Raw genomic sequence first — 18,411 nt, forward strand, 5'->3', positions numbered from 1 at the left:
GCCGAGAAAGTTACCAACGTAAGCGTACCATGCTCTTTTCATAATTGAGGAAGCTTTTGTAAATTAAAAAGCTACAAAAATTTAAAATAATCCTACTTTCTACTGGGTGTTCGGAATTCCCAACCGTTTAATTCATCATAAAACAAATTCAAATTCCTAGAAATTTATAACTTGATTTCATCAAATGGTAGTTCAAATTTAGTAAAACTTGTTACCTTACCATAACGCTCATGACCCATAATAAATGGCAGCCAGCGGCAATGAGATTTTCAACATCACCTTATCTCAAGCATCATGAGTTGCGACACCATGTATGTCCCTAAAAATAAAGTTGTCTCACCGTATCGATGAGACAACTTGTATTAATTTGAAAGGCTTGATTTCTAAAATAAAAGATTACCTAATTTCAATCTGACGGGCAATTGTTTTTGCCTCTTCTTTTTTCTGCACTGCAATTTTTAAAATTCCGTCAGTGTATTCAGCGTCTATATTGGAATCGTCAGCAGTTTCAGGTAAAGCGAATGATCTCACAAATGAGGAATAGCTGAACTCTCTTTTGTTATACTGTTTATGATCCTGATTGTTTTCTGACTTCTGCTCTACTGATATGGTCAGTAAATTTTTATCAAGCTGAATTTTAAAGTTTTCTTTATTTAAACCTGGCGCTGCCAGCTCAATAGCATAGGCATTTTCATTTTCGCTGATATTAACGGCAGGCACACGTGCTATCATACGGTCAGAAAACGGGGAATCGCTTAAAAACGATTCAAACAGATCATTAAACATTGGTGCCAGGGTGTGGCCATTTTTTGGACTGTTAAATTTAATCAGTGACATATTAAATCCTCCTTTTAAGTTGAATAATAAATTAATGATAAACCTTTCAAATCTGGGAAGACAATCACAAGTAAAATGCCAAACTGATACCACTCGGCAAGTACGCCACTCACTGATATTTTTTCAGATTAAGAATGAAAGTTTGACAGAAACAACTGCCCAAAATGACAGGAATACAGCTTCTTCCGTCAAGATACATTTAGTTAGCAAGTGTTAAAATTGCAGTGTATCCGCCTCCGGCAGCCATATCTAAGGAAAGCACTTCACCAGAATTTACATTGCTAACTGTAATCCGGTAATCAGCCGCATGTTTGTCTACATTTATACCATCCTTTAAGATTTCAATCTTGTATTTTCCCTTATCCAGAAAATCTAAAGGAACTTGAAACGTTCTTGCAGTCCAGTCGGTCATCCCACCTAAATACCATGATTTTCCTTTCTTGCGGGCAACCACCACATATTCTCCAATCTTGCCCTCTAATGCGATTGTCTTGTCCCAAACCGTTGGGAAACGTGAAATGTACCGGGTATAAATCGGCTCAGCTCTGTAGTTCGAAGGATTATCGCAAAGCATCTGCAGTGGACTGTCATAAACCACATACATGGCAGCCTGATGTGCCCTTGTGCCCCGGCTCATTGGAGAATGAAAGTTAATATGAAATTCATCCTTATTGGAATTCAACATGGCACCAGGCGTAAAATCCATGGGCCCGGCTACCATTCTGGTAAAAGGCAAAGTTGTATTGTGAACCGGCGTAACAGAGGCCTCCCATTTATTTTGTTCCATACCTTTCACCCCCTCATAATTAACAACATTTGGATATTGACGGTTCAACCCAACGGGTTTATACGCACCATGGAGATCTAATAACAATTTATGTCTGGCTGTGGCCTCTGCTACCCTCTTGTAAAAGTTGACCATGTATTGATCAGCACGGGCCATAAAATCTACCTTAACACCCTTAATGCCCCATTTGACATACTGGTCCAGAATGCCCTCCATATTCTGATCGAGAGGTTTCCAAAGGGCCCACAGAATCACACCAACCTTTTTTCTGGTGGCATATCTAACCAATTCTTGCAGATCCAGCTGGGGGTTTGGTTCCATCAGATCAGTGGTTGTACGTGACCAGCCTTCGTCCAATATGATATATTCCAAACCATAGTCTGAGGCAAAATCAATATAATATTTGTACGTATCCGTATTGATACCCGACTTAAAGTTCACGCCATAAATATTGTTGTCATTCCACCAGTCCCATGCTACCTTCCCTGGTTTGATCCAGGCAGTTTCCTTCAAAACATTGGGCTTGGCTAACTTGTATACCAGTTCACTTTCCAGAAGCTCTTTATCAGATGAACCGATTACAATTGCTCTCCAGGGAAATGTTCTGTTGCCCATCGTTTTCGCATGATAGTCTGCCTTTTCTACAACCTCCTCGTTTCTATCCGAATTGTCTTTGATTTTCGATTTCAGGATAACTTTTGGAAACTTTCCTTTGAGAATGTTATTGCCAGTTCCAAAAAGAAAAAGATTGGGATAATCCTCAAGATCAGACTCTGTAACTACCATTTTCACACCTGTTGGACTGGAAATATATAAAGGGAGATATCCGTAGGTTTTGGAAGAAATATCTTTGAGGTTCAAGGGTTGGAATTCGGCTTCATAATGAGACTGCAGTTCAGGATTGTCTTCTTTAGGCAGATAAACCTGGCAGTCATTACTGAAATTAAATGTGACCTCTTCATCTTTAATGTCGATAAATTGCTTTCCAAAAGCAGTTACAAAACGGTAAGCAACTCCATCATTATAAGCACGAAACTCTAAAGAGTAATTTCCCTTCATCATCATGATGATCTCGTTGTATACTTCAGGAATATACTTATTACGCACCGGCACGATAGCTGTTATTATACGGTCTATCTTTTTCATCTCCGTTTTTAATACTTCAGGCGAAGCACCCAGCTTTTGACCATTGCCCAATGACATAGACATGGGGCTATTTGCAATCAAAGATTGATTATTCCTGAAAACAGACCAGGATATTTTCTTGTCGACCGAGATTTTGATCATGTTTTTTTTATTGGGCGACATGATAATATAATCTTTTGCAGATGTATTGAAATACATGATTAAAGACAACGCCATTAACTTCACAAGTTTGTTCATAAAAATACATTTGGTTATATATTCAAAGATAACTTGCATCGTTCATTATGACGAGACTGAAGGAATTTTTTCTAAACAGTAAAGATCAGGCAGTTTTCAACCTCTAAGTCTTGTAGCCCATATTGGGAAATCCTGACCATCCCTGTTGAAATCTTTAAAATAGGTTTCATCCGGAATATTATTTGCGCCCCACTGTTTACGGATTACACTGAAAATGCTCTGATCATGGCGGGGTGCTACATAATTCTCATTTTGCGGCAACGTTGTATCGTCGGTAAATAACGAAGGATAATCCCTTGCGGTCTCATACCATATGTCACTAATGTTCATCGTATGCTGACACTTTCTGAAAAGAAGCACAGTGGCCATCAGTTGATTTGTATCGGTAATGTTTGTCTGGCATTCAAAATGCTGAAAAATTTCCTGCTTTGTAAATTCGTATTCCTTGTGTGGCAATTCGAAATCCACAGTGCCTGTATCTGAGTCATTCAGCATATCAAGATATTCATTAAACCTTTGTTTTCCACCTGGATTAATCAGGCATCCAACATCACAGTACATCAGAATATCATTTACATTGATACTATCCAGGACCTGTTTAATAAAGAAAGGTTTCCAGAGCCAGTACCCTCTCCCCTTCGGTAATTGAATTACGGAAGATACTTTTGCAGCAAAGACCGGACTAATGTCTTCTGGTACAGATATTTTTACACTATCAAAAAATCCAGACATCACAGCGGTTTGCGTGAAGAATGCTTTTTGCCGGGAATAATTCTCATCACCGAAACTGATTAAATATTTACTCATGCAGATCAATTTGTGTGTTGTAATTCATAAGCTTTTGCAAGCTTATCCTTTCCTACAATTTACAAAGAAATCTGTCCGGCATTTCGGCAGATTTGATTATGTAACGGTTGTCCCTTTACTCAATCACCAGCCAGGTATAACCTTTAGCTGGAATATCCACGGTATAATACACATTGCCGGTGACATCAATAGGATACGACCTGCCTGGACGCTCTTTATCTCTTATCACCGCAGTTCTTTTCAAATCCGTGTAATATAAAGGCAGTTTAATACTTCGTGTAATCGCCGCTGAGGTTGGATTATATAACATGGCCAAGCCCCGATGAGCACCATTGGTACTGACGTGAAGGATGCCATCCCAATCCCTCCCATCAGGTCGGCGCAAATGAATAACATCAGCATTGAGTATATCCCGATAAGTCTTATACCATCGAATAACTTTTGAAACTACCGCTTTAGTTGCCTCCGTATCGTATAATCTTGGGCCACGGTAGCAAGCTTGTATTCCTGCACCATAATATTGCATCATCAATTGTTCATAGACATCAAGATGGTCGGAAAGCGGTTCAATAGTTGCCGCCGCTCCCCCTCCCTGATATTCTGTTAAGGGAACAAATCCCCAGCTCATGGATGGCGTCTTTTCCCATGTTCCATCATAAATATTTTGACGGTTTAAGATAACCTGCTGTTCGCGGGGCAGCGAAAAATTCCGCTCTCTGTACCCAAGTGCTATTTTGTTTGACCCATCCAGGAAATACCAGTCGGGCACATTCGTGTAAATACTTCTTTCACTGCACCACCGATAAAACGCTTTCTGTAATTCCATTTGAGCCCATTGTGAATCTTCTAATCCAGTATGTCCCGGATGCTTTTTGGATGCACACACATCACCTGCATATGGACCGTCATTCTCGAAAATATCGAATCCTGTCCTGGTCATAAATTCCTTTAAGTGATCCAGATATTGAAGCCCCCAATTACTTGCCAGACATGGCGCATGTCCAAATAATGCATGAACGTCAGCCTTTCCCGTTTTAGGATCAATCACATCCTCATCGTCATTGATTTTCCTGCTGGAAAACAAAGAATACCCACCGAAAAGAATCCCTTTCTTGTGCGCGTATTCAGCTAGTTCTTTGTAAGTTCTGATATTTTCATCAGAGACATCTTCCATATTGATCCCGCTGCCGAAACTTAATATAATACCCTCATATCCGGTGGTTGCGCACTGGTCGACAGCATCTCTCACTTTCCTGGGATCCGTGGAAATCAAATGCATGAAGATCGGGTTTTGGGTAGTCCATGGCGCAATTGCGCGATACATTCTTCGCTTGGACAGACCGTTACGCTCCCTATCATATCCATCCATCAGCAATTCATTTGTTCTGATTGATTTAAAAACATTGCCTGGCTTTACCACCACCGCAGGCCCAAATGGCGGATAAACTTCCAGCACACAGGGCGTCAGTAATGAATAACTTACCTGAGAGGTGAAAGCAGAATCAGTTTTCCAATGAGTGGTCTGATCGGAGAGTTGTGCTGTCATCGAGTTGTTGAAAGCGTAATTGCTTTCAATGTATAATCCATGCGGTTTTTTAAATTGCACAGTCGTACCCGCCACTGCAGATTCTTCTTCAGGAACAGCCAGTATTTCATTAATCACGGCGTTGACCTCAAATGGCATTGTTCCGCTATTTTCTATTGTTAGCCATTTACATATTAGGGGAATATTGTCGTATAGTTCATAATTGACCTTCACTGTTATTCCTTTCAGGTCTGCTTTGGCAGACTCGAAAATCAATGTTAACATTTTGCCTTTCGCCTGGTGCTTATTTGACGCCCAAAGCTGTGTTGAAGGTTTCCATTTGACATAGGAATCGAGGGCATTAATTATGTAAGATTTAAACTGAAAATCATCCTTATTACTAACAAGGTGGTCCAGCCATTCAGGCTTTAGGTATGCTCTTTCTTTCTGCCCGTCCAGGCCGCCGATCTTGTAATTTTTCCCATTGATGGTTATTTTGGCCTCTGGTGATACCGCACGTACCAGCTGTTCACCGTTTCGCTTATTTTGAAAGTCAATACAAGCGAGATTTGGCTTTATACGAAATGACCTTCTAAGAAGACCATTGTCTAAAATGATGTCTTTACTATTTTTACTTCTATATACCTCAGCGACGTATTTGCCGTTGTCAAGTAGCCAGTCCTCAGGCATATTTGCTTGTTCATCCCTCCATATGGGTAAGGATGAAATCGCGGTTTGTGCAAAGGCTATTTGTGCAATGCACATCAATAGAATTGTCAGTATTTTCTTCATTTTTATATTTGGCTGGCCGAATATATACAGAGATTATTTAAAATAAAAGCCATTATATTGACAACCCCCAATCAACTGAATTAAAATGTTTTAGCAAAACATTATAGTTTAATCAGCTACCTGGCAATTTGATGAGTTCTTATATTTAGAGCCAGATGTCCTGTTTGACCCATCATGTTTTTTATACTTTTAAATTTAAAAAGGGGGAAGCTGAAAACCCTGGCTAGAGTAGGCGAATACCTAAATTTTTAGAGTTTTTAGTAAAAACCAAATGATTATGGGTGATAAACATAAACACAAACAATGGTATGTCTACATTTATGGGAATCCATTAAGCCCAGAAAGTTATCAGTTAGTAAATGTAACACCAAGGTGCGTTACTGGAAAAAATATATGTGCCATCTATGCTGATGGATACGAAGATCAGCCCTTTGAATTTTCTCACAAACTGATAATGCACATTGCAAACGCAATCGCTACCGGGGTACCGCAACCAACTGGCACAGATCCCAAGATAGTAGTATTAAAAAATTAGATTATATAATAAGCAATCCAGCTAAAAGATTAGATGGATCGCTTATTATACTTTATGTAGTCATTGCTTTATTTTCAGGGACAGATATGGTTAGCAAAGTATAAGGTCTTTTAGTTGCTTATAAAGGTTATAATTCTCCATGTAAATTCTCTTATTAACCATAGAATATGGTGCCGGTTTTGTAATTATCGCTTTGATATCCTCGATTATCGTTGTACTTTGAGGATCAATGCGGCTAAAAAATCTATTATCATATATCTGATCGACATTTGGTGCCCCATGATAAATTGGAATAGTATTGCATAAAACGCAATCTATAAACTTTTCCGTTACATAATTTTTTTCTTCTGAATTTTCAATAGCAATTGAATATTCATAAGGCAATAATCCAGTGAACTTATAATCAATGAATCCTTTGTACCTTGGATCTTTGATGTTCAACCTCCAACCATAGATATCAATATCCAGATCTGAATCTAAAATCCTATGGAGCAGATTGGTACGTTTCTGATAGATACCCAAAGGCTTGTTTAGATATGAGACTACCATTGATAACTTTTTGACCTTCTTCGTCGAGGCGGCGTAGTGAAAAAAGGTTTTGTCTACCCTATCATGGAAGAACATATATGACGGAGATTCTATCACCTGCCCTCCCAACTTAATTCCGTAGGAACGCTCAAATAATTCAGCATCATGGACTATAAGATAATCACTATCTCGTAAAAATCTATTATTTTCATTTGCTTTGCTCCATGAGGGTTCCTGGATAATCGTTATGATTCTGGCAGATGGGCGAATTATTTCATCCGTCCTGTTAAAAACTACAGCATATTCATAATCCTCATTTAATTTGAAACTTAGCTCGTCATCCCAAACACTGTAGTTCGCTAAGAACCTCTTTAACAGCTCTTCTGATGTAGCATAATTAGAAAAAAACCTGACATTCATATATGATATAAATTGATAATTTCTAAGTTAAGCATTGCGGATTTATGCTGAAATGACCTTGCATGTTTTGCGACTTATGACCCTCGCTAAGACAACCAAAGCTTTCTAAATTGCCTAAAAAAACTATGAAATCACCATTCGTATCCTGCATCATGCCTACCGCGAACAGGGAGAAATATATTCCTTTTGCTATCAGGTATTTTTTAGAGCAGAACTATTCACATTCAGAATTAATTATCGTCGACGACGGAAAAACAGCAGTCTCCAGTTTGATTCCTGACCATGAAAGCATCCGTTACTTTTACACAGAGCCTCTTGGCACCATAGGCCTAAAAAGAAACTACGCCATTAACCTGGCAAAAGGAGATATTATTTTGCATTGGGACGATGATGACTGGCATGCTATGGACTGGATCAGCCGTTCAGTTAACTTTTTGATTGACAATGACGCCGACATCACTGGCATTAAACATGTACATTACTTTTCTCCTATCATGAATACATTCTGGCAGGGGGATGCAAACAATCGGAATAATCCAAATTCACGTGTTTGGCTAAATGGGGCAACCCTCGCCTACTGGAAATCGTACTGGAAAAAACATCCCTTTAAAGATCTCCAAAAAGGTGAAGATGATGATTTTATACAACACGATGGAGCCAGGGTATATGCCCACGATTACATCAATGGATTTATTGCCATTTTGCATCAGCATAATACAACTGTTAAACCATTTGAAAATCTAAAGCATAAAAAAAATATCTAGCAATATCAGCAATCCACTTCAAAGATGATTTCTTTCAGCTTTGTGTATAAATTATAATTCTTAATATAGATCTCTTTGTTTACCATACAACCCGGTGAAGGCCGGGCAATAATCGCCTTGATATCCTCTACGATTGTTGGGCTATCCAGATCTATTGTCCTGAAGTAACGATTATCATATACATCATTGATATTAGGGGCTCCATTGTAAATAGGAACAGTATTACATAGAACGCAGTCAAAAAACTTTTCAGATATATAGTTTTTTTCATGAGAGTTTTCTATTGCGATAGAATATTCATAAGGTAATAGTCCAACATGTTTATATTGCAATTCACCTTTATACCTGTCATCTTGAATATACCAGTTTCTTCCATAAATATCAATATCCAGGTCTGACTTTAAAATCTGATTGAGCACATTTATTCGCTTCAGGTAGTTGCCCCATTTAAAATGATGAGCTGATACGATCATTGAGATTTTTTTCTGTTTCATGATATGCTCTACTCCATCATAAAAATGGTGGTCTACCCGGTCGTGATAGAACATGTAAGCAGGCGACTCGATGACTTTCTTACCCAATTTAACATTCCATATCCGCTCAAATAGCTCTTTATCATGTACCAATAGATAATCGCTATTTGTTAAAGAATCTCCGTGCTCAAAGGCTTCGCTAAAGGTAGGCTCCTGAATCACAGTAATTAACTTTGTCCCCGGCTTATGGTGCCCGTCGGCCCTGTTAAATGCAACAGCGTAGTCATAATCTTCACCTGTTGTAAATTGAATTGCATCGTCATACACATCGTAATTTGCTTTAAATCTATCGAGCAACTTCTCTGAAACCTCGTAATCTGAAAAGAATTTGACCTTCATAATCTTATTTTTTTGATTCAGATCTAAGTTAACCAATAGCTATTTTAATATTATTATGGAGCCTATTACGGGGCATGTGACCCTAGTTCAGGCTTCGTATGATTTCTAAATTGAACCATGAAATTACTCCATCACCCATAATTAGAATCGCTACTTTATGAAAATCAGACTGGCACATCCGTTAATTTCTTGTATTTGCATCACGAATAACCGTCCTCAAATGCTTCTAAAAAACATAGTAAGCTTTGACGCGCAAAACTATCCCAACAGAGAACTTGTAATTTCTTATCCCAAGAATGATATTGATACCAGGAGATTGATAAAAAAAGTGGTAGAGGTTTCAGGATTGAATATTACGACCATCGAACGTCAAGAGAATGAGTCGTTGGGAATGGCGAGAAACACGGCTATTGAAAATTGCAATGGTGAATACATATGCACCTGGGATGATGACGATCTTTATCATTATAACAGAATAACTCACCAGTTTAATAGTATGCAGGGAAACTATTACCAGTGTGGAATTCTCTCAAAGATAATTATCTACGATTACGTTACGGATCAAGCTTACCTCTCCTACCCCCATCACTGGGGCGGTACGTTCATATGTAAGAAAGATCTGATCACACGAAACCCTTACAATGACAGCAACACCGGTGAGGAACTTTATTTACTGAAAGAACTGGACTACAAGGGGTATTTATTAAAGATTGATAACGCCCCCTTCCTGTATTCATATGTAAGACATAAGACAAACAGTGTCTCTGGTATTCATTTCCAGAAATTTCTGAATATCAGTGATAAACTCGACGTAGGCGCATCAAAACAATTGCGTCAACAATTTGAAACACAGATTAACCTTCAATAATTAATTCATGAAAGAACCCCGGGTCTCTTGTATAATGCCTACAGCTGACAGGCAGAAATATATTCCTTTAGCAACCGAAAACTTTTTGCAGCAGGATTATCCTAATGCAGAACTCATCATCATTGATGATGGTACAGCTTCCGTATCGCATTTACTTCCAGCAGATAGTCGTATTAAGCATTACTATTTTGAACAAAAACGGAGCGTTGGACTAAAGCGCAATGAGGCTTGCAAACGTGCCAGTGGAGAGATCATTATGCATTGGGATGACGACGATTGGCACGCAGCAGACTGGATTACGCAACAGGTTCACTTTTTGACAAGCTTTGGAGCAGATATAACGGGTATTGAACATGTAAATTTTTATTCAGTTATCACGGATACATTGTGGAAAGGAACAAGCCTTAACAGAAATAATCCAAACTATAGGGGTTGGTTAAATGGTGCAACACTAGCTTATAGAAAGTCATTCTGGGAAAAATATTCTTTTAAAGATTTGCAAGCTGGTGAGGATAGTGATTTCCTGAAAAATTCCGGCGCCATATTATATGCGCACGAGTATATAGATGGTTTTATTGCTATCCTACATCCCAGAAATACCACCAGGAAATATTTTGAAAATCCTTCACACAAAATAAATTCCTTGTAAAACAATTTAATGGCATATGAATAAAATTAAGATAATTGAAGCAGGAAATGAATTAGGCCTGGGCGGTACCGAATATGCACTGCAGCTGTATAGTAAGTATTTGAATAAAGAATATTTCGAGGTGACAGTTGTGGCATTTCGTGAGGGCGGCCCCAGAGTAACACTAATCGAGGAACTTGGTATCCCTGTTGTCGTGCTAAATAGAGACTTAAAGAAATTGGCCGAGTTACTACAGCAAACAGATGTGTTCCATTGGCATGGTTACGGTACCTTAGACCCGGAATTCTTCGCAGTAGTAAGCGCTAATAAGCCCAAATTGGTTATACAGACAAATGTTTTCGGAGCTTATAAACCCACGCCCCTATATGATATAATAGACTATGATCTATACATTTCCAGAATGATACTTGTCCGGAGAATGTTTTATGACCAGAATTTACCCAACAATTTTGCATTGAAGAGAAAAGTACTTCCTTATCCTGTCGACATTCACCATATTGAAAATTTGAGTCCCAGGCCTGAGCAGGTTCAACGTTTCAAAGAGCAACATGGTCTGCAGAATTCATTCATTGTAGGTAGAATTGGTAGGGCAGATAATGCAAAATTTGATTTAATTACGCTTGATGCTTTTGCCAAATTTGCACATAAAGTAAATAACGCCAGATTCTTATTGGTAGGCAGCACGCCTGAAATTATTTTACATGCTAAAGAGCTAAAGATTTTTGATCAGCTGTTAATTCTTGCAAACACGCCAAATCTGCAAACTCTATTAATTTATTATAGGTGTATGGACGTATTCCTTGCAGCAAGTGATTTTGGAGAAACTTTTGGGATGGTAATTGCTGAAGCTATGACAGCTGGAATTCCGGTCGTTACAGTAAGTACTCCGAAGAAAGATAATGCTCAAATTGAATTAGTTGACAATGGTAAAACTGGTTTAGTGGTTGAACGTCATATCGACCAAATAGTAGATGTGCTGTATTATTTGTATGTCAACGAAGGCTACAGGATGATCCTATCAGCTGCTGCCAGACAAAAAGTTAAGGAAGCATATAATGCAGAAAATATCATCGGTAGTTTAGAGCAGTTAATCTTCAAGCATTTGAACGTTCCCCATAGAGATGGAAGAAGTTATCTTCTGGAAGAGTATTCTCAGGAAATGGTCAATAATTATATCCTCAGAATGAGTGATTTATGGGTGACTAATGAACAGTGATGCTTTAGGATCTGATCGGCTTTACATGGATTACGCGGGTCCCTCCAGTCCAGATTAACTTTAGGTCAAACGCAATGTTCGACTCTACTTTGATCCTTGGTTCATCAGTATTTTTCTTTCGCTTTGCCGCCCAAAAGTTGATCAATCCTTTGGCTTTGAATGGATATTTTTTTATGCCAAATTCATCGGTCAGTCGAACATCCCAGACAATCATATTTTCGGGAACGTTTGGTCTTAGGCCAAAGACATATTCAAATAACACTGAAATGGGAACTAAACCCGTCCAGCCAACAAGATCTTTCTGGTATTTTCCTTCAACGCGATCAGGAGCATAATTTTCCCATAGCGTACCGGTTTGATTATATACCTTCACTACATTATCCAAATGATTATATGCAATTTCAAAAGCGAGAGAATCTCGTTTATATTTTGTTAAGCCCCGCAAAACCATATAAGAAGTGGGGGCCCACACCCCACCCTGCCAGTAATTACCTCCTGGGGTGAAAACAGGATGATCTGCGGATAGCATAGGTACACGATGTAAACGCGCAAATTCCCTGGGATTTTCAAGGTGGCTAATAAACTTATCCAGTTTGTTAGAAGGCACAACTTCTGCAAGGAGTGCCCAGAAGGAAGCAATACTCTTCACATTGGATAATGATCCGTCGCGGAACCTGTCATAGTAATACGATGTTTTTTCATCCCACATCCTGGTATTGATATGATGTGTTAACTGATCTGTTTCAGTTTCAATATTAATAACATCTTTCTCACGTCCTAGCTTCCTGGCCATTGCGATAAGGATTTTACCGGCAAAAACCTCCTGTAAAGATGTATCGATCCATGACATAAAAGCATGACTAAACTCATTATTAAAGCCTTTGGGCACGCGAGGTTGATTGTCCATTCCACATCCCCATCCTGTTGAAAAGTACGCACCATCAGGCCAGGAGCGGTTAGTCCTGAACCATCTATAATAGGCTAATAAAGGAGCAAATACTTTTTGCAAGCGAACTTTATCATCGAAATTTAGAAAATACTCCCATTCTGCCCAAGGCATTATATTAGGTCCTGTACTGGAGGCATCAAAACGTTCAAATAACTCATTTCCGTCCAGAGTAGATATTTCACGACAAATAAAGCCATCCTTATGTTGTTTATGATAAAGGTTATCCAAGCTAGCCTGAAAATTGAAGGCACGGTGTCCATATCTGCCGAATAAAACCATGAAACTGGTATCCCACATGAAGATGTGTTTGTTAAATGCAGGATCTATGTAAGGTTCCAGGAATCCATTCTCAGCTGTCACTGAATGAACATTTAAAAATGCCAATTGCCAGGCCTTCCAATAACATGAAATAACATCCTTTCTTGCAGGCCATATCGGTTCAGGTAATTTTACCTTAATATTCTCATAAACTGGAGTGCTGGATGTGTTTGGCTTCTTTGCCAGAAAAGAATTCTCTGAAACCAGAGAATCTAAAATGTAAGTATCAACGTAATTCTGGGCAACAACAACATCTGGAATAAAAAAAAAGCTCAGAATGAAAAGCAATGTCGTAATGGATTTCATAAGGTTTTGCAGGTCTATTTGGTTATACCTACAAAAATAATGAAATAGAAATGAGGAACTGTCCTCAACAGTCTTAAACAAAAAAACCAGCCCTGTAAGGACTGGCTGATCGTTTATGATGTGTTAGTTAAACTAACTGTACATTAACTGCGTTAAGGCCTTTGCGACCGTCTTCTACATCGTAAGTAACTTTATCGTTCTCACGGATGCTAGCCATTAGGCCTGTTGAATGAACAAAGATTTCACTATCACCATTAGCTGGTACAATAAATCCGAAACCTTTAGTTTCATTAAAAAATTTTACTACTCCTTCTTGCATTGTATTATAATTATAAATAAAGCACAAACTTAAACATAATAATCCGTAAACAGTGACCGTTCTGGAATTATATTTTTTTCAAGGTCTAATGGATGCCAATCCTTACCTACTCTGCAATTCCACTTTTTTTCAAAATAAAAGAATTCGTTTGCTGTAAAATGTTCATCATTTTCAGGCATTGTCCGTCCGGAAGTAGCTTCTCCCAGATGATCCACAATAGATGACGAAATTAAAGCGTGCCTCAGATGCAAGTTGGCCATAGTATTTGCATAATCGTTATCTGCACACCAGAACCTAAAGTTCTCGTCCAGTTTCCCAGTAATTCTCAAAACATCTCTTTTCAAAAATAAACACCAACCTGCTACCTCGTACCTATTTCTATACCCGGTATACAATCCGCTATTTATCTCGAATCCCAGACGTGGATGATGTTTACTGCAAATTGGTGAAGCACTGGAAAGATCATAGTAAGTATTAAAGGCGTTGAGCATCTCCGTTGCCCAAGAACGATGAAAGATAAGGTCATTGTTACAGAGACAGATGTACTTTGATGATGTAGCTTCTATACCAATATTCAGATATCTATTATACCCAAAATCATCAGCAGGATAAAGAGTAGTTGTATTTTGATATTGATATTCATTTAATCTCTTTTCAGATTCTAATACCAAAATATTAAACTTAATCTTGCTGCTGTTTTCTGATTCTACTAATGAATTTATACATTTTTTTGTAATTGCCCTTAACTCTGAATTGTATGCATAACTTAAGATCACCATGTCGATTTCTGTTACACCTTCCATAATTGAATCTATTTTAATTTTTCACTAATACAATCCCAAAGTAACTTCTACTTCATTATTGTCCATAATATCCAAATGATCCAGCTGTTGTGCCATGTAAATACTTGTTAACCTCCCAGTTCCCTCCACAGCAACATATGGACCTACTTTGTCAACGGCCAATAATGTGATACCTTCCAATTTTACTTCTTTATTCTTGAGCGCCCTATAGATTCCTGTCACCCGCGAATCAAGATGCGGCACTTGACTTATGTTTCTGGCTGCATCAGAAATTAGATATGATCCATCAGTATTTCTTCTCCAGCCTGGTAACTGCAGCGTGTACACCATATCAAGATCTGATTTATTTAGTTCCAGAATAGCACGGTACCAATTGATGTATAATGATATGGAATCAACCAGCCCCTGTTTCAATTCTAAAACGTGATCAATTCCCTCTTTTTCCAAATAATGACTTCCGGATAAAAGCATAGTCAAGGTCTCCTGTCTTGAAGATTCATAGACTGGATTGAAGAATTCAGAATATACCTCCCCTACCGCCCATCTTCTAAGTACCTCATGACGATTAATTTTCTCTATCAATTTCATAGTGCGTATTTTGATAAATAGTTCAAGTTATCTAATGGATACAAGGTAGCAAGAAAAGCAATTAAATATCGATTTAGTAAATTTTAGGGACTTTTGACCCCTGCGAAACGCCAATACGTTTTGATAGTATTTTTTTAAACTTTTTTAAGTAGTAATTCTCATAAAGCAATACTATAAGATAGTTTTTATAATATGATTTTATTTAAATATAATTTTAAATATTATAAAGGTCCTCATTCCAGAAAACAACAGATTATTAATCAATTCTATTTGTAATAATTGAAGGTGATTCAAGTCGATCAAGATCAGGCGCCCACTTGTTTTTGGGGCATTTGACGACCTGAATTTGGTATTTAAACACGAATTTTGGGAGAAATATTTACTATTCTATAACAGCGACGACTATAATAGTAGAAATAATGTGGAAGACTAATCGCAGAATGGCGCTTTAATAGACAGACATTTTCCGAGTCAATCAGGAGTAGATGTTGCAAACTACGGGGATATCGAAAACCGTGAATAGAGTAGATGTAACTAAAGTTTTTGACACCTTTTGATATATAAAGGTGTAATGAATATGCCAAGAGGATGGTTCGCATACAATCACACCGGCTCTGATTTAGCGGCTGGTAGCTATAATTATGTAGATTATAATTGGGAGTGTATTGGAACAGCACAAATATGTGTTATTTATGCATATTACGTTGGTACGCCCACTCCATTAACCACTCCAGTGTCCCCACTAGAACCTTTTATACAGCAAATCATAGTATCTTCCAGAACGGTATCAAGTAATGCTGTGCCGCAAATCGGTAAGCCATACCTTTATAAAATAACTTTTTGATGAGTAATTGGTCAGTTAATCAATTTCATTAGCTGTTGTCAATAAATGGCATTTAATCAATAATTCAGCGCAATCAGTCGATTTAATGTAGCATTTTGTTAACCATGGTGCAGCAAAACTGACGAGAAAGTTTTTGAAAAGTGTTTGGTCATAAAATACATAGTTGAGTACTTCCAGGCAAAAGCCAGGAAGTACTTTCCTCCTTGATCGCCAATTTATGCAGATAAGGTATAAAAAATGAAATGCGAACACCTTCCTCCCTTATCAACAAAAGCTGTTGAACAAACAGACAGTCCGAAAAACAAAAGAATAAAGCCTAAAAGCTTTCAACTATTTAAAATTACTAAGTCAGCTAAAGTTCATCAGAAGAAGGCTTACAATCATATATTATATGTGCGGTCACTTTGACCCGCTATTAAAGGGATTTATAGGGAATTTTTAGATGATTGCTAATTGCGAAACAGCTAGTATCATGAATTGCGATCCCGAGAAATGGATAAAACCAAATCGCTTTAGCTCTCACTCTTAACCTTCTCACTGCTGGAACCGTTGCGGGAGTTTCCACTGTTACGCCCTTCAGAAGCGTGCTTCTCATAGCCAAGTTGATCATCAAGTTCCCCCTGAAGCATTTCATTAATACCTTGTTTGAACATTCCCTGAAAAAATTCATCAAAGTGTTCCTTGGACTTAAACTGCTTAAAAAAGTCCTTCGGTAACCATAAGTCGTTCTTTTCCAAATTGTTTTGTACTTAAAGTTCTGAATTTAGCACAAAGAAGTTTTCCTTCTTTGATGATCCTTTAAATACAATACGGTCTAAATTTTTTGCTAACTATACAAAATTCAAGGCACTATCAAATCAACTTTAACATTGCCTTTCCAAACAATATTGACCCAACTATAAAATTGTATCATATGTCTTATTTTTCAGCCGATAAATTCTTTATTTTTAATATCAAATCCTATTCTTATGAAACGATCATGGTATGCCTTTTCGGGGGGAAACCCACTAGATGTTACTAATTACCATAGAATAACTGTAAAGCCTGGCTATATATGTGGCCATAAAATATGTGCTATTTATGCACAGGGTCAGAATATTCATCCAGCTGAACCATTATCTCCTAACATTCGCCAGTATATTTTAGAAGGATTAGAAACGGAGTTATGCCAGCCTTTCGACCCCTATCACAGTAAAAAATATGTCTATCTAAAAGATGTTTAAATTTCATTGTAAAGGTTTTAGGTGAGTTTGGCCTTGGGGATGTGCCAAGAGAACTAAGTTTTTACAGTTAAATAATTACAAGAATCATAATGTTTTGACTAAAGAGGGTAGTAACAGCAATTGTAGAGGTGACCAATCTTATCAGATGAAAGCATAAAATCTAGTGCATGCTGTTATAATTTTTCCTTTGAAATCTAATATTATGCGGAATTTGCGGACATCATTTCAATAACCATTCGTAAAATTGATCGAAGTACCTTAACTTTCAACCAATCTAAATTAATTTTAGGGATGAAATTTGAAATAAAACTCGGCTTAGTTGGATAGTATTAGTTTAAATTATGGAATGCAGGAGTTGTTTGCAGGAAGTGTGGCTTTTCACCTTCCACGTTAAAAAAATGGCTCATTCAAATTAGTTGGAATTGAAGGCTTAAAGAATTGTAAAATGAATTGTCTCAGTTAGGAATCAAGAACTTGATTTTTTAACTTTATGAACAAATTGTGATCGAGAAAAATGACTTCGATTTTGAGCGTTTCACAGCAGAGGCGATCTAAGGCATGAATGCTGGTAAGCCATTTAACAGTGAAACTGGCATTTTGCCCCGTTATTAAATCACTTTCTGGAGCCGCCTTGAAGGTGAGCTGGGTGTTAATCTAAAAGAAGAAAAGGTCACAGGAGACTCCAATGGGCGCATTGGCAAGAAAGCTTAATGCGTCAAAAGTATCTCTGGCGAGTTTGATCTGGAAACTAACCGTGACTGTGCCGGGAGTTTTGAGCCCATCGTTTTACCTAAACGACAGGCAATTATTACAAAGGAAGTTAAAGATAAGGTAGTTGGTCTTTATCGCTTGGGTTTAAGTACTAAGGACTTTACCAAAATTATAAAGGATATTTACCGGAGGCTATCTCTGCAGCTTGCTATCTTTAATTAGAGATAAGATCATTTCGGAAATAAATAAATCACGTCAGAACTCTTCAGGCTGGGAGTGTAAAGCGAACTGTGTCAACACCACTTCTTCCTAGGTGGAGGCGGTCAGCCTCCACCTAGGAAGAAGTCGCCGAAGGCTTTAAGTCGTT

Annotated in this window: 15 protein-coding genes and 1 pseudogene; 5 read left to right on the forward strand and 11 right to left on the reverse strand. The window is 37.9% G+C overall.

What is annotated here, in order from left to right:
* Positions 1 to 396 precede the first annotated feature (396 nt).
* From FN831_RS25840 to FN831_RS27990, 5 genes are all read right to left on the reverse strand, one after another.
* Positions 397 to 837, reverse strand: a complete 441-nt coding sequence (locus FN831_RS25840) for an Hsp20/alpha crystallin family protein (RefSeq protein ID WP_142531109.1) — start codon at positions 835 to 837, stop codon at positions 397 to 399.
* A gap of 199 nt (positions 838 to 1,036) precedes the next feature.
* Positions 1,037 to 3,007, reverse strand: coding sequence for a glycoside hydrolase family 97 protein (locus FN831_RS25845; RefSeq protein WP_142531110.1), 1,971 nt, complete (start codon positions 3,005 to 3,007; stop codon positions 1,037 to 1,039).
* A 96-nt stretch (positions 3,008 to 3,103) separates the two neighbouring features.
* On the reverse strand, positions 3,104 to 3,814 hold the full coding sequence (locus tag FN831_RS25850; RefSeq protein WP_142531111.1) for a hypothetical protein: 711 nt from the start codon (positions 3,812 to 3,814) through the stop codon (positions 3,104 to 3,106).
* Between the two features lie 115 nt (positions 3,815 to 3,929).
* A complete protein-coding gene (locus tag FN831_RS25855) occupies positions 3,930 to 6,131 on the reverse strand; it encodes an alpha-galactosidase (RefSeq protein WP_142531112.1) in 2,202 nt (733 codons plus the stop codon).
* 625 nt (positions 6,132 to 6,756) lie between these two features.
* Complete coding sequence (locus FN831_RS27990) at positions 6,757 to 7,614, reverse strand: glycosyltransferase family 10 domain-containing protein (protein ID WP_221931411.1); 858 nt, start codon at positions 7,612 to 7,614, stop codon at positions 6,757 to 6,759.
* Between the two features lie 125 nt (positions 7,615 to 7,739).
* On the opposite strand from FN831_RS27990, the gene FN831_RS25865 reads away from it, so the two are divergent.
* Entirely contained in the window at positions 7,740 to 8,378 is a 639-nt protein-coding gene (locus tag FN831_RS25865; RefSeq protein WP_142531113.1) for a glycosyltransferase family 2 protein, read from the forward strand.
* 5 nt (positions 8,379 to 8,383) lie between these two features.
* Here the strand turns inward: FN831_RS25865 and FN831_RS25870 are convergent, their stop codons facing one another.
* The gene (locus tag FN831_RS25870; protein WP_142531114.1) at positions 8,384 to 9,250 is read right to left on the reverse strand and encodes a glycosyltransferase family 10 domain-containing protein; all 867 of its coding nucleotides are present in this window, start codon (positions 9,248 to 9,250) and stop codon (positions 8,384 to 8,386) included.
* Positions 9,251 to 9,407: 157 nt separating this feature from the next.
* Between FN831_RS25870 and FN831_RS25875 the strand changes: the two genes are divergently transcribed.
* From FN831_RS25875 to FN831_RS25885, 3 genes are read left to right on the forward strand one after another with little or no spacing between them, the layout of a single operon-like run.
* The gene (locus FN831_RS25875) at positions 9,408 to 10,118 is read left to right on the forward strand and encodes a glycosyltransferase family 2 protein (RefSeq protein WP_142531115.1); all 711 of its coding nucleotides are present in this window, start codon (positions 9,408 to 9,410) and stop codon (positions 10,116 to 10,118) included.
* A gap of 7 nt (positions 10,119 to 10,125) precedes the next feature.
* The gene (locus FN831_RS25880; RefSeq protein ID WP_142531116.1) at positions 10,126 to 10,767 is read left to right on the forward strand and encodes a glycosyltransferase family 2 protein; all 642 of its coding nucleotides are present in this window, start codon (positions 10,126 to 10,128) and stop codon (positions 10,765 to 10,767) included.
* A 16-nt stretch (positions 10,768 to 10,783) separates the two neighbouring features.
* Positions 10,784 to 11,983, forward strand: coding sequence for a glycosyltransferase (locus FN831_RS25885; RefSeq protein WP_142531117.1), 1,200 nt, complete (start codon positions 10,784 to 10,786; stop codon positions 11,981 to 11,983).
* Positions 11,984 to 11,987: 4 nt separating this feature from the next.
* Here the strand turns inward: FN831_RS25885 and FN831_RS25890 are convergent, their stop codons facing one another.
* The 5 genes and pseudogenes from FN831_RS25890 to FN831_RS25910 form a co-directional block, all read right to left on the reverse strand.
* On the reverse strand, positions 11,988 to 13,556 hold the full coding sequence (locus tag FN831_RS25890) for an MGH1-like glycoside hydrolase domain-containing protein (protein WP_142531118.1): 1,569 nt from the start codon (positions 13,554 to 13,556) through the stop codon (positions 11,988 to 11,990).
* Between the two features lie 127 nt (positions 13,557 to 13,683).
* Positions 13,684 to 13,875, reverse strand: coding sequence for a cold-shock protein (locus FN831_RS25895; protein ID WP_090559865.1), 192 nt, complete (start codon positions 13,873 to 13,875; stop codon positions 13,684 to 13,686).
* A 29-nt stretch (positions 13,876 to 13,904) separates the two neighbouring features.
* Entirely contained in the window at positions 13,905 to 14,678 is a 774-nt protein-coding gene (locus tag FN831_RS25900; RefSeq protein ID WP_142531119.1) for a glycosyltransferase family 2 protein, read from the reverse strand.
* A gap of 24 nt (positions 14,679 to 14,702) precedes the next feature.
* The gene (locus FN831_RS25905) at positions 14,703 to 15,266 is read right to left on the reverse strand and encodes a hypothetical protein (protein ID WP_142531120.1); all 564 of its coding nucleotides are present in this window, start codon (positions 15,264 to 15,266) and stop codon (positions 14,703 to 14,705) included.
* 1,359 nt (positions 15,267 to 16,625) lie between these two features.
* Positions 16,626 to 16,847, reverse strand: a pseudogene (locus FN831_RS25910) (transposase); the annotation flags it as partial.
* 1,209 nt (positions 16,848 to 18,056) lie between these two features.
* Here FN831_RS25910 and FN831_RS28510 point away from each other — a divergent pair.
* Complete coding sequence (locus tag FN831_RS28510) at positions 18,057 to 18,266, forward strand: transposase (RefSeq protein WP_142531127.1); 210 nt, start codon at positions 18,057 to 18,059, stop codon at positions 18,264 to 18,266.
* The last annotated feature ends 145 nt before the right edge of the window (positions 18,267 to 18,411 follow it).

Origin of the sequence: Pedobacter westerhofensis, assembly GCF_900182595.1 — a bacterium.
Lineage (GTDB): Bacteria > Bacteroidota > Bacteroidia > Sphingobacteriales > Sphingobacteriaceae > Pedobacter > Pedobacter westerhofensis.

Excerpts from the sequence above, each read along its gene's own strand:
- FN831_RS27990 (WP_221931411.1), bottom strand. The coding sequence starts at position 7,614 with ATGAATGTCAGGTTTTTTTCTAATTATGCTACATCAGAAGAGCTGTTA.
- FN831_RS25890 (WP_142531118.1), bottom strand. The coding sequence starts at position 13,556 with ATGAAATCCATTACGACATTGCTTTTCATTCTGAGCTTTTTTTTTATT.
- FN831_RS25880 (WP_142531116.1), top strand. The coding sequence starts at position 10,126 with ATGAAAGAACCCCGGGTCTCTTGTATAATGCCTACAGCTGACAGGCAG.
- FN831_RS25895 (WP_090559865.1), bottom strand. The coding sequence starts at position 13,875 with ATGCAAGAAGGAGTAGTAAAATTTTTTAATGAAACTAAAGGTTTCGGA.
- FN831_RS25845 (WP_142531110.1), bottom strand. The coding sequence starts at position 3,007 with ATGAACAAACTTGTGAAGTTAATGGCGTTGTCTTTAATCATGTATTTC.
- FN831_RS25870 (WP_142531114.1), bottom strand. The coding sequence starts at position 9,250 with ATGAAGGTCAAATTCTTTTCAGATTACGAGGTTTCAGAGAAGTTGCTC.
- FN831_RS25855 (WP_142531112.1), bottom strand. The coding sequence starts at position 6,131 with ATGAAGAAAATACTGACAATTCTATTGATGTGCATTGCACAAATAGCC.
- FN831_RS25900 (WP_142531119.1), bottom strand. The coding sequence starts at position 14,678 with ATGGAAGGTGTAACAGAAATCGACATGGTGATCTTAAGTTATGCATAC.
- FN831_RS25875 (WP_142531115.1), top strand. The coding sequence starts at position 9,408 with ATGAAAATCAGACTGGCACATCCGTTAATTTCTTGTATTTGCATCACG.
- FN831_RS25850 (WP_142531111.1), bottom strand. The coding sequence starts at position 3,814 with ATGAGTAAATATTTAATCAGTTTCGGTGATGAGAATTATTCCCGGCAA.
- FN831_RS25885 (WP_142531117.1), top strand. The coding sequence starts at position 10,784 with ATGAATAAAATTAAGATAATTGAAGCAGGAAATGAATTAGGCCTGGGC.
- FN831_RS25865 (WP_142531113.1), top strand. The coding sequence starts at position 7,740 with ATGAAATCACCATTCGTATCCTGCATCATGCCTACCGCGAACAGGGAG.
- FN831_RS25905 (WP_142531120.1), bottom strand. The coding sequence starts at position 15,266 with ATGAAATTGATAGAGAAAATTAATCGTCATGAGGTACTTAGAAGATGG.
- FN831_RS25840 (WP_142531109.1), bottom strand. The coding sequence starts at position 837 with ATGTCACTGATTAAATTTAACAGTCCAAAAAATGGCCACACCCTGGCA.